Origin of the sequence: Moorena sp. SIO4E2, assembly GCF_010671945.1 — a bacterium.
In the GTDB taxonomy this organism is placed as follows: domain Bacteria; phylum Cyanobacteriota; class Cyanobacteriia; order Cyanobacteriales; family Coleofasciculaceae; genus Moorena; species Moorena producens.
Genome location: NZ_JAAHIE010000026.1, coordinates 23891 through 35398, shown reverse-complemented (window position 1 = coordinate 35398; position 11508 = coordinate 23891). Strand labels below are relative to the sequence as shown.

The 11508-nt window shown below is 43.3% G+C and carries 8 protein-coding genes, 1 other RNA gene and 1 pseudogene; 7 read left to right on the top strand and 3 right to left on the bottom strand.

What is annotated here, in order from left to right; translation table 11 throughout:
• The first annotated feature begins 120 nt into the window (after window positions 1-120).
• The 4 genes and pseudogenes from tnpA (at window position 121) to ssrA (ending at window position 3781) form a co-directional block, all read left to right on the top strand.
• A pseudogene (tnpA, locus tag F6K37_RS05495) lies at window positions 121-507 on the top strand (IS200/IS605 family transposase).
• Between the two features lie 418 nt (window positions 508-925).
• A complete protein-coding gene (locus F6K37_RS05490) occupies window positions 926-1795 on the top strand; it encodes a segregation/condensation protein A (protein WP_008180248.1) in 870 nt (289 codons plus the stop codon).
• Between the two features lie 270 nt (window positions 1796-2065).
• Complete coding sequence (locus F6K37_RS05485) at window positions 2066-3229, top strand: nucleotidyltransferase family protein (RefSeq protein ID WP_008180246.1); 1164 nt, start codon at window positions 2066-2068, stop codon at window positions 3227-3229.
• Between the two features lie 160 nt (window positions 3230-3389).
• Window positions 3390-3781: a transfer-messenger RNA gene (gene ssrA / locus F6K37_RS05480) on the top strand.
• Between the two features lie 442 nt (window positions 3782-4223).
• Here ssrA and F6K37_RS05475 read toward each other — a convergent pair.
• Together F6K37_RS05475 and F6K37_RS05470 are read right to left on the bottom strand one after the other, a co-directional pair.
• A complete protein-coding gene (locus F6K37_RS05475; protein WP_044492349.1) occupies window positions 4224-4874 on the bottom strand; it encodes a sugar transferase in 651 nt (216 codons plus the stop codon).
• A 1077-nt stretch (window positions 4875-5951) separates the two neighbouring features.
• Entirely contained in the window at window positions 5952-7199 is a 1248-nt protein-coding gene (locus F6K37_RS05470; RefSeq protein ID WP_287248732.1) for a DUF445 domain-containing protein, read from the bottom strand.
• Window positions 7200-7590: 391 nt separating this feature from the next.
• Between F6K37_RS05470 and F6K37_RS05465 the strand changes: the two genes are divergently transcribed.
• From F6K37_RS05465 to F6K37_RS05455, 3 genes are all read left to right on the top strand, one after another.
• The gene (locus tag F6K37_RS05465; RefSeq protein WP_008180239.1) at window positions 7591-8298 is read left to right on the top strand and encodes a Crp/Fnr family transcriptional regulator; all 708 of its coding nucleotides are present in this window, start codon (window positions 7591-7593) and stop codon (window positions 8296-8298) included.
• A 122-nt stretch (window positions 8299-8420) separates the two neighbouring features.
• Window positions 8421-9275, top strand: coding sequence for a DUF2232 domain-containing protein (locus F6K37_RS05460; protein ID WP_008180238.1), 855 nt, complete (start codon window positions 8421-8423; stop codon window positions 9273-9275).
• Between the two features lie 434 nt (window positions 9276-9709).
• The gene (locus F6K37_RS05455) at window positions 9710-10960 is read left to right on the top strand and encodes a nicotinate-nucleotide--dimethylbenzimidazole phosphoribosyltransferase (RefSeq protein WP_008180236.1); all 1251 of its coding nucleotides are present in this window, start codon (window positions 9710-9712) and stop codon (window positions 10958-10960) included.
• A gap of 126 nt (window positions 10961-11086) precedes the next feature.
• Here F6K37_RS05455 and F6K37_RS05450 read toward each other — a convergent pair whose 3' ends face one another.
• Complete coding sequence (locus F6K37_RS05450; RefSeq protein ID WP_008180230.1) at window positions 11087-11485, bottom strand: hypothetical protein; 399 nt, start codon at window positions 11483-11485, stop codon at window positions 11087-11089.
• Window positions 11486-11508: the final 23 nt, after the last annotated feature.

Genomic DNA, 11508 nt, shown 5'->3' with positions numbered 1-11508 from the left:
CTGATTATCCGATCATTAACGACATTGATATCTCTGATTATGTTTATCACCCGCTTATTTGGGCTTGAGTTAAGTTTTTTATATACCTGATAGGTAAACTCTACATCTCTATAGGATTCAATGCCTGAGCAATATAAGTCTAACAACAATGTTGTTTACTCTTGTAAGTACCCTGTTGTAGTTTGCCCTAAGTACAGACAAAAAGTTCTGACAGGCAACCTTGAGAGCACGCTCAAAGAGTTAACTAGAGAAGCTTGCCCAAACATGGACTAAGAAATTATAGCGATGGAAGTAATGCCAGACCATTTACATCTTGGGATCGAACTTAACTCTAAGTTTGGAGTTTATAAAGCAGTCAAACATTAAAGGGATGTCTTCTATAATATCTCAGAAAATAATTGCCGCAACTTCGCTCTAGACTGCCTACGCTTTGGACTAAAAGCTATGGGCGTTTGTCCCGCTGGCGGTGGGTCTATCGAAGTTATTAAGAAGTACATACAAGACTAAAAGCGCCAGTAAGTTGTTCTATTTGAGGAGTGAAATTTACTGCCGATAGAGGAATATAAAGGCTACCATTGCACCAGGAAAAATCGCCAATTTATGGTTTCTATTCAGATCAATCCTGTTTGTTTCAGAGGTGGTATTCAATGTCTCTACAAGAGTGAAAATTTAAGAGGTAAAATTTACGCTTATTTATTTTTGTTGTCCTATTTGTCCTCCCTCCAAATTATACAATACCGATGCTACCAGACTTGATGTGACCCCAAAAAGAACTTCCGCAGTAACTCTACCTGTAGGGTCACCCTACTAGTTATAGCTTATAGGGTTTGGTGCCTAGTTTTGTGTAAGTCCTGCCGTCAGTTAATTGACCAACAGTATCGAACAAGACATGGCTATATATTAGTCAATAGACTTGATCCTATAGATGACTACAACACCTGCTACCGAAGCGATCGCTATTCTCATTGATGTGGCACAGCGGGGAGAAATTGACCCATGGGATGTTCAGGTAATTGATGTCATTGACCGCTATCTAAGTACACTGGCATTAGACAGTGATCCAGAACTTGGATACCGTGACACGGACTTGTCTCAGTCTGGGCAAGCTTTTCTATGGGCATCCATGCTAGTTCTACTGAAAGCCGATACCTTGGAACGTTTAGAAGAACCCGAGGAGTTGGAGGAATCCGAAGAACTGGATGGGTCCGAGGAAATTGATGGCAGGGGAGATAGAGGTTTGCCTCGCCATCTAGAACGTCATATACGCCGTCGCTCTGCTGCCCGACCCCCTAAAAGACGCCCAGTAACCCTGCCAGAGCTAATTCAACAGTTGCAAGAGATGGCAGTCCAACTGGGTGAAAAGCCCTTACCTTCCCCTAAAAAAGGGACTCGCTCTAGTGCCCGTAGTCAGGCAGCTCGTATTGCCCATCTAGCTCACGATGAAAACCTGACCGAGATTGCCACACGGCTGGAGGAATTTCTATGCCGCTACTGGTATGACCTAGCGGCAGACAAAGATTGGCTGAATTTAAATCAGTTGTTAGAGTGGTGGACGTTATCCCCATCATCAGTTGCATCAACTTCCGTTGGTTCTTCTTACCAGGAGGACAAACTGGGAACAGCCAAGATGTCGGCAAAAGCTGACACAGAAACAGCAATCACTCCTATTGAATCACCAATAGGGGACAGAGTTAGTGTTTTCTGGGGACTGCTATTGTTATCTGCTCAGTCTAAGGTTGAGTTATGCCAAGAGGAATTCTACCAAGATCTAAAAATCCGTAAATTGGAGTCATGAACCCCACGCTTAAAAGCAGGGGCTTGTAACATCAACTAGCCTTGTCAGGAAACCAGGAATTCTCAGCTGGAGTCACTCAAAGCATCACTCAAAGCATAGGTTACAGAAAATTCCAGCTTGTTTGCCCCTGTGTAATAGTAGCGGGGATGAAAACGAGTTAGGGACTTTAGTCCCTTGTGCTAATCGTGGGTGAGAGCTCAAGGACTAGTTAGAATCGTACTCAATTGCCCACATCAACCTCTATGGATTTAGTTTAAGGAGAAAAGATACATGAAAGCCATGATTCTGGCAGCTGGCAAGGGAACTCGCGTTCGCCCTATCACTTACACTATTCCCAAGCCATTGATTCCCATCCTGCAAAAACCAGTAATGGAGTTTTTACTAGAACTATTACGACAACATGGCTTCGACCAAGTTGTGGTCAACGTCTCTCACTTGGCTAACGAAATTGAAAGCTATTTTCGAGATGGGCAACGCTTTGGCGTTGAAATTGCTTATTCCTTTGAAGGTCGCATTGTCGATGGTCAACTGGTTGGGGAAGCCCTCGGCTCAGCTGGTGGCATGCGCAAGATCCAGGACTTTTATCCCTTCTTTGATGATACATTTGTGGTGCTCTGTGGTGATGCCCTAATTGACCTGGACTTGACAGCAGCAGTTAAATTCCATAAAGAAAAGGGAGCAATTGCTACCCTAGTGGCAAAACCTGTACCACGAGAACAGGTTTCTAGCTACGGTGTCGTAGTTACAGATGAAACTGGTCGAATCAAAGCTTTCCAAGAAAAACCCTCAGTTGAGGAAGCCCGCAGTACCAATATCAACACAGGAATTTACATTTTTGAGCCAGAAATATTTAAATATATCCCCTCTGGTCAGGAATATGATATTGGGGGCGAACTGTTTCCCAAACTTGTGGAAATGGGGGCTCCTTTCTATGCGGTGCCAATGGATTTCCAGTGGGTTGATATTGGTAAAGTGCCAGATTACTGGCGAGCTGTTCGAGGTGTCCTGCTCGGAGAAATCAAGAATGTACCGATTCCTGGCAAAGAAGTCGCTCCCGGAATCTATACTGGTTTAAATGTGGCCGTAAATTGGGACAAAGTGGATATCAAAGGTCCGGTTTACATTGGTGCTATGACCCACATCGAAGATGGGGCAAAGATTATCGGACCAACTATGATTGGTCCCAATTGCTGGATTTGTAGCGGAGCAACCGTTGAGAATAGCGTAATTTTTGAATATTCTCGCCTTGGAGCCGGAGTACGTCTAGTGGATAAGTTAGTGTTTGGACGCTATTGTGTTGATAAGACTGGTGCGGCTATTGATGTTCAGGCGGCAGCTCTAGATTGGCTGATTACTGATACCCGCCAGAGTTTGCCTGTGACTGAACCAGCAGAACGACAAGCGATCGAGGAAATCCTGAGCAGCAAGAGTTAAAAGGTTCACGTAAATCCCCGTCCTGATAGAAGGCGGGGATTTACCCAGCTAAACAGCGTTAAAGAAATTTTCCAATTCAAGATCACACAAGAGGATCACGCGTATTTGGTAGTTGCTACTTTGAAATATTGACTATAATGGAAAAAGGAAATAACTGCAAGGGGCCTTAATGGTTTCGACGTGTTGGTGAAAGCTGACCCGTGATTCAGGTCGAGAGTGAGTCTTCTCTCGCAAATACCGGACTCAAAAAAATTGTAACTGCGAACAACATCGTTCCTTTTGCTCGTAAGGCTGCACCTGCTGTTGCCTAAACACCTATAAACAGGTTCGAGCGTCTGTAGTTTGACTCCGTTAAGGACTACGGACTTAACCCCAACGGATGCTCTAGTAAGCTGTCTTTGGTCGGTTTGCTAGCTAAGACTTCACCAAAGCATCCTGTCATCCGGGATAAGGGATGATCCCCGCTCCGAGGGTTAAAGGGGCTATGCCTGTGAATGAGCGATAAGTAAATAACCAGGGCGGACACGGGTTCAATTCCCGTAGGCTCCATTAAAAAATAAATATGACCATAAATATCACCAATTCAGATTGATTTCCCTGAATAAATCCAGAAAATCATCGTTAATTTTATCAGTGTTAATTTTTATTGTCTTAGGAACCATGGAAGTTGTTATTCCGTGATTATAGTTAACTGTAATCACAAATCAATACTTCCACTTCTCTATTGATTAATCTGTTGATAGCAGTTCTCAAAAAGGTTCGGTAAGTCTTGGAAAAATAGGATTAATTTTACTGATCAAAATAATAGGAGTGACTATCCTGTCACTAATTAATCAATCTGAATTAATCAATCTGTTATCGATGCGTGTTTATTAGCTTAAGCTAACCCCACCTCAATCAAACATTCTCAATCAAACATTGTAGATAGGGTTAGCTTAAGCATTCTGTTCAACCTGGATTTAGTACTATCGGGTTAAGAGCTTATAACGTGATCTTAATAAGCACCATGCCTATTAAAGATTACCATGATAGTTTTCAGAATCAGCTTCAGGTCGTAGCCGATAGACCACTTACGTTGGTAATCCAAGTCCATAAGAACCACATCTTCAAAGTCAGTCACCTTTGAACGACCATTGGCTTGCCATTCACCGGTGATTCCAGGTTTAACTCTTAAACGCTTATAGTGATGGCGCTTGTAGCCCATTACTTCATCAAAGGTAGGAGGACGAGTTCCGACTAGGCTCATATCTCCGATCAAGACATTCCAGAATTGGGGAAATTCATCAAGACTGGTACGACGTAGAAAGCCTCCGATCCGACTGATACGGGGATCATTTTCATTTTTGAATATATGACCTTTAGCTTGGTTTTCTACTAAGTGCTTGAGTTTGTCTGCACCCACGATCATTGAGCGGAATTTCCTGATTTGGAAGGGTTTGCCATTCAGACCACAACGGATCTGACTATAAAATAATGGACCGGGATCGACTATCGACATAGCGAACGCAATGGGAATTGCGATGCTCACGGTAATTAATAATCCAACCAAAGCTCCAATAATATCAATTAATCGCTTGATATTATTGTTAGCTGAATGATGAACCTCTTGCTGAAATAAACAACTGGGTATTCTGTTATCCCAAATTGGTGAATCAACCGAGGTATAAGCAGAAGACTTGGAGATAATCACGGCTTTTTATTAGTTATCTAAAGTTGATTAAACGACGAAATAATTGCTTGAAATACCAAGGCTGATAGAACAGTTATGCTCAAGGGAGCTAACTTGCTTAGGTAGTTTTTGCCCAAACTTTACGGAATAGTCTCCTGCCATTTTTTAAAATATTTGGTAGGCACCCACTAACCCTAAAGTCTTTGTTGTCAACTAAATAGTCTATTAACCAGACCGCTGAAAACTTTAAAAGTTCCCGCTAAAGTAGATATTTTTTTATAAAAGTAACTGATATATAGGTAGATGACCTAGTCATTTTTATTGACCGCCTTATTAATAATTTTTAATCGAAGCCTCTGCTCATAGTATTTTGGTTTGTCAAAAAAGGAGTAGTATATTTTGTATCATTTCACTGAACTTTCACATTGTATCGGCGAATTCGTGAAGGGATTGTGAATTGGGGTTGAATTAATTGACTTCCAGTCTGAATTTTGGTAATAATAGTTAACTATTACTAATCAAAAAATGACTCGAAATGATTAGAAGTTAAAATAATGCAATTGATGTTAAAATGATGTTAAAATGCTAGGTATACATCCCTCAAGACTACTTCTGATCCCAAATCCAAGTTAAAAACCTCCTTTATAATTAAGTCACGGGGCGAAGCCTTGGGTCAAAGGCAGGTAAACGCAAGCTTATCTAGCCGCAACTTCCCTCTCGACTGGGCTAAAAGGGGGCTATAAAAGCGGATTTAAGATCACAGATAAGTAAACACGGCTATAGCTTAGCCATGTTGCCAGCTTGGCAGTAATTTTCAAGAATTTACCGAAAACAGAACAGAAGCGCTTCATCCGAGTCTCTTAAGAGCGTCCCACGGATTGCGAAGGGCTGACGCCCCGCTGCGCGAACACATCTGTTCTGTAATGAAAGAAACTTGCATCGTCAAAAGCCACTATTTTGCTCAAAGCTCTTGAATATTCCGATCCATCCCGTGCCCCCGCCCCACTCCATACCCCAAAAACCCCACACCCTCTCAAACGTTAAAGCTACTTGTCACCCCTTGAGGTAATTCACACCCATCTGTTCACACAAATCTGTCAAGGCATTAATAGTAGCAATGACTTCTGAATGGTCAACGGAGTCATTGGTCCGAGATGTCTTCTGGGACTCTGGCGTAGCATCGGCTAAGTGCGATTGGCCGTAGGCCACGCTACGCGATCGCAATGGTGTCTTTTCTTCAGACAATCCTATGCCCCAGGATTGAGGCAACTCTCCTGTTGACCAATCCATTGCTGGTTCCTGAGTCAAATCTGATTGGCCTTTGGCCACGCTACGCGAACGGTCAGAAACCACCTCAGTCATAGTCAGAGAGTTTTTGGGCAATAAGGTTTCCGGATGTAATTGAAAGCTATCCTTATCCTCAAGTTGAACCTGTACATCCGGTGGTTGTTGTGAGGAAGACCATAGGCTTGAAGATTCTCGTCCTAACTGCTGAGCTAGACGATTCACAAAGGCAGCAAAAAACATTTCTCCCTGCATGCCTAAGCTGTGCATTTTTTCAAGTTCCTGAGATAAAGACTCCTGGTAACCTTGAAGATCTCTGTGTAGGGTCTCAAAAATCAACCGCTGGTTAACATCTATATTCTGTATGAGTTGATCAGATTGTTTTTGAAGCTGCTGTAGTTGCTCAATCACCTTTTGTCTTTGGACTACAGCAACAATCTCGTCCTGATTTGAAGGCAATCGGTTGATTGAGTCATCACTAGTGGGATTCTGTTTTAAGTGAGCTTCCCAATTCGCTAAAATTTGAGATAGCTTTTGCGTCAAGCTTTCGACAAGGCGGTTGATTAGCCCTTGTGAGAACTCTGAAGCAATCTGCACATTTGCAGTTTGTTGTTTGGTATAGTAATCCAGCTGCTGCTTGGTACTCTCCAAACGCTGAATTTCTCGTACCAGAGACTCCCGCTGTTGCTGTAGAGCCTCCAACTCTACCTGCCATGGTTTCGTCAAATCGGTACGTAGATGGTTCATTTCTTGATTAACCGCTTGCAGGATTTGCTGCACTTCCTCCTGAACAGATGTGGGTACTCCCGTCTGAGATGGGGTTACTGTAGTACTTGTATTGTCCGATTCTACCCCTAGTTTTTGCTGTTGGGAAACTAGGTAGCTACGAACTTTCCGCAAAACCTGGTGTGCAGCCGCTAGGTCACCAGACTTGAACCATGGTAGAGGAAAGTCAGGCTTATGGAGGATGTGGTCAATATCAGCAATCAGAGATTGAATGTCGGTTTGAGCAGTCACTTTGAAACCCTTGACGAGAACAAATTGAGTCATACAGGAGTGAGAGTCAACCCCCTGTGTCTAATGTTAAATTGCCAGAGTCACCAAACTATTACAAATTGTTCATCATGGAGCATAATAACTGTACTTACCCGATGTGATTATTGCCAAGCCCTCTACCAGAATGAGCCTACCTCAGCTCACTGCAAGTAGTTTAGCTCCAGTAGAATCTTTGTTTGTCAAGGCAATTTCACTCACATCAGTCATTTTCGTTGGTCTACCAAAGGTGGTGAGGTTAAGCAGATCTGTTTCATTGGCTTCTTTTAGTTGACACAGGCAAACTCCCTGACTCACTTGATTTGACAGCGGATCATCTATCTATTCAAGGTGTTTACGAAGCGCTCATGATCCCATGGAAGACCGATACAATTCATCTGAAGTTAACTCTAATGTTCATGATTCGATGGCTAGCACTCCTTTTTTTGCTGGCTTACCAGATTCTAGTGTCAAAAAAGCCATTATTAATATGGTTACCCGTAGCCATCCTGCAAATCGAGTGATTTTACTTGAGAATGACTGGGGGGGGTCTGTCTATTTCATCTTAGATGGTTGGGCAAAGATTCGCACCTATAACCTGGATGGGAAGGAGGTGACCCTCAATATTCTTGGGAAAGGAGAAATCTTTGGTGAAATGGCAGCCTTAGAAGAAGTACCTCGTTCAACAGATGTGATTACCTTAACCCCTACAACCATTGGTAGTATACCCGCTCAGGATTTTACCCAGTTAATTCATACGGAACCTTTGGCTGGTGTCCACTTAGCTCAGTTGATGGCAAAGCGTCTGCGTCAGGTTAACCGACGCCTACGCTTGCGGGAGTCAGATAGTACCTCACGAGTGGCAGACACCTTGTTGTTTCTAGCTGAAGGACAAGGCAAATTGAAACAAAGAGGAACTGAGATTCCTAACTTACCTCATCGAGAGATAAGTAGCCTCAGTGGATTGGCGCGGGAGACGGTCACACGAGTCCTGACAAAGCTGGAGAAGAAAGGCTTGATCATGCGGGATCACGATACCCTTTTTATCTGTGATCTGCCTGCTCTCGAAAAGATGATTATCTAGTCTTGATATATAAGGTATCTGCAAATGAGGAGAAATTTGAGATGGGCTAAGATGCAAGGGTACTTTAACAGTATCTCTTCTGTTATCATCTGTCCCTTTCCTCAAGAGGTTACTAAATTTGCATGAGTGATTCTTTTGATGATGGTCAAGCGGCTTCACAAGATCTCTTTGCCCAATCTAAAAACAAACCCACAAAATCAACAACGGAATTCCCTAAGAGCAATGCTGATGTAACTGAGATCGGGCATCAATTAACTGGGGAGCAAAATCACCCACTAGAAAAGAGGGAACCTAGGGCAGTCTACAAACAATCCACTTCTGCTAACTCCCCTAGCCTGAATAATGGTCTAAACCCTAGACCTCAGACACCTATAACCATGGTAGAAACAGCGTTTCTGGCCAGTACCGCCAGCTTGATTTGGCTGATTAATTATTACTTTCCTCTAGGACCAATACTCAAAATGTTTTTCCCAGTGCCGATTGCTTTAGTCTACCTAAGGAGGGGCAGTAGGGCATCCTGGATGGCAGCACTGGTTTCGGGGTTGTTACTATCAGTGCTGATGGGAGTAACTCGCAGTATTATCTTTTTGGTCCCTTATGGTCTGATGGGGGTGCAACTGGGAGCTTTGTGGAAACGTCGAGCTAGCTGGCTGCTTTCTATTAGCATGGGTACGCTAATTGGTACAATAGGCTTCTTTTTTCGGTTTTGGTTGTTCTCAATTCTATTGGGGGAAGACCTCTGGGTTTACGTGATGACCCAGGTGACAGGATTATTGGATTGGTGGTTTCTCAAGCTGGGGTTGCTATTTCAGCCCAGTCTATTTCTAGTTCAAACCCTGGCTGTAGTAATGATTATTATCAATAATGCCATTTATTTATTCGTGGTGCATATTGTAGCCTTACTCATGCTCGACCGATTAGGAAACCCGATTCCTAGACCACCAAACTGGGTAAAAGTTTTGCTGGATTACGATTGAGCTATTAGTCATTGGTCACTTGTGATGGCGAAGAGACTGTTTGTTATACTTTCAAAGGTCAGCTTACACGCTACTTGAGGGCTACGCTTTCCGCAAACAGTTATCAGCTCTGAGCCCTTGGAGCTTAGAGCTTAAGCTTGATTGATTACCTTTAGCTCAGTTTATGCCCGTGGTAAGTATGGCAATCGTTCTTTTATTTTATGGAAATTTATGGAATTATATGGCTAACTATTGTGTGTGAAAATGTGTGTAAAAAAATATTAATATTAACTAGTTAACTAGTTAATACTTGATTTGCTACTTTTACAAAACGATTCTGTTACCTTATCCAAAGTTTACTGTTCCCTTTCACCACAATTAATCTATAGTGTAGTGTTTGTTTCTATTTATTTTTATATTTCAGATCAGAACTAAGGACTAAGAATTAAGGACTAATGATCCGAGTTTATACCGAGCAGGTAAAGGGAAAACGGTGGTTACAGCAGTATCAGGGATGCTCACCGGTATTTGCTTGTATTTTAGGATTCACTGCTACTGGCCTGATTCCAGGTATTTCTGCTGCTGGCGCTACCCCAGATGATCGTCAGTATACTGCGATCGCTGATGCTGAGTTTTTGGTCAATGGAGTTACTCCCCAACCTCAATATCCCCTTCCTCCTCTAACTGTGGGAGTATCCCCTGTCTTGATTTCCCGTGCTTTAGTGGAGGCATTTAACCTACCCATCTATCTGTTCAATGCTGGTTTACCTCACCCTCCGACAGTACCAGCCATTGACTTAGGTGGTATTCCTGCTAAGTGCCTAACTTCTGGCAATGCCTTGCCCCTCGAAACAGTGAAACGGCTATTTGAGCAAGGTTTACAGTGGGGAGAAAAGCTAGCAAGTGTGGTTGGTGATAGCTATCTGATTATTAGTGAGTGTGTGGTTGGGGGAACTACCACCGCACTTAGCCTGCTCACTGGCTTGGGGATTGATGCAGCTGGCAAGGTTAACAGTAGCCATCCCCAGTGCAATCATGCTCAAAAGTGGGAGGTGGTGGAGCTGGGGTTACAACGAGCTGGGTTAGCGGGTAGGGGAGCCGGGGAGCTTCCCAAAAGCGAACCTAGGAAGAAAAATTCACCGTCTCACCCCTACCACCCCGCACCTTTATACTCCGTCACCTCCTCATCCTCTCACCCCCTCACCCCCTCACCACTTGATCACTTAAAGCTAGTGGCAGCGGTGGGAGATCCGATGCAAATTGCCGCAGCAGGTATGGCAATGGCAGCTAGTCGTCGCTGTGGCGTTTTACTCGCTGGTGGTACCCAAATGCTAGCGGTTTATACCTTAGCACAGGCATTGGCAGAGTCGGTTTTACCCTACCCCAGTATTACTGAGGGTAATTCCCTAGCATGGCAACCAGCACAAGTAGTTGTGGGAACAACTCGCTGGGTGGCAGAAGACTCGACTGGTGACACGGTTGGATTAGCACAAGATATTGGGAGTGTACCCCTTTTGGCAACACAATTAAGTTTTACCCAGTCTCGTTATCCTCAGCTACAGGCATATGAGCAAGGATATGTCAAGGAAGGTGTGGGTGCTGGAGGATGTGCGATCGCAGCCCACCTTTATAAGGGCTGGAACTCGGCTGAATTACTTCAAGCCATTGAAAACTTGGTCGAGCAATATCGTCTTTCTCTGAGGTGATTGTTGTTGGAGCCAGTGAAAAAACACTTTACAGTCTGACCAAGTTAGGCACGAAAATCACAGAGGTGCTGATTTGTTTTCCCTATTAACCTTCAACCCTTAGACTAATCTGGATAAAACTGCCAATTAGGAATGAATTCGCTGTGCTAGGAGTTGTTCTTCTAAGGCAGCAATCCGATTGTAGGCTGCTGTGAGTTGGGCAGTTAAGCGTTGAACTTGAATATCAGCAGAGATATTATTATTGCTATTTTTAGAGAAACTACCTAGCCCAGAGTTACTATCAATCAGCACATCTTTATGTTGGGTCAGTAGGTTAATGGCACTTTGACTTTCGTGGGTCCGGGGTATCGGTTGGCCAGTTGGTTGAGATTCCTCAGTTTCCTGCCTTGAACTATTTTTGAGTTCAGAAAGGCCTTCTGAAACCTTCAAACTGAGTTTTTCGATGGATTCGCACAGAGTATCTACTCTATGACTTAGAGCCATGATTTGATTTTGATATTCATCCATAGGATTTAAAACTGCCATAACTTAGTTCTATTTTTATCCTA

What these genes read in the sequence shown, in the direction of transcription:
- F6K37_RS05490 (WP_008180248.1), top strand. Translation starts at nt 926, where the DNA reads ATGACTACAACACCTGCTACCGAAGCGATCGCTATTCTCATTGATGTG.
- F6K37_RS05485 (WP_008180246.1), top strand. Translation starts at nt 2,066, where the DNA reads ATGAAAGCCATGATTCTGGCAGCTGGCAAGGGAACTCGCGTTCGCCCT.
- F6K37_RS05465 (WP_008180239.1), top strand. Translation starts at nt 7,591, where the DNA reads ATGGAAGACCGATACAATTCATCTGAAGTTAACTCTAATGTTCATGAT.
- F6K37_RS05460 (WP_008180238.1), top strand. Translation starts at nt 8,421, where the DNA reads ATGAGTGATTCTTTTGATGATGGTCAAGCGGCTTCACAAGATCTCTTT.
- F6K37_RS05455 (WP_008180236.1), top strand. Translation starts at nt 9,710, where the DNA reads ATGATCCGAGTTTATACCGAGCAGGTAAAGGGAAAACGGTGGTTACAG.
- F6K37_RS05450 (WP_008180230.1), bottom strand. Translation starts at nt 11,485, where the DNA reads ATGGCAGTTTTAAATCCTATGGATGAATATCAAAATCAAATCATGGCT.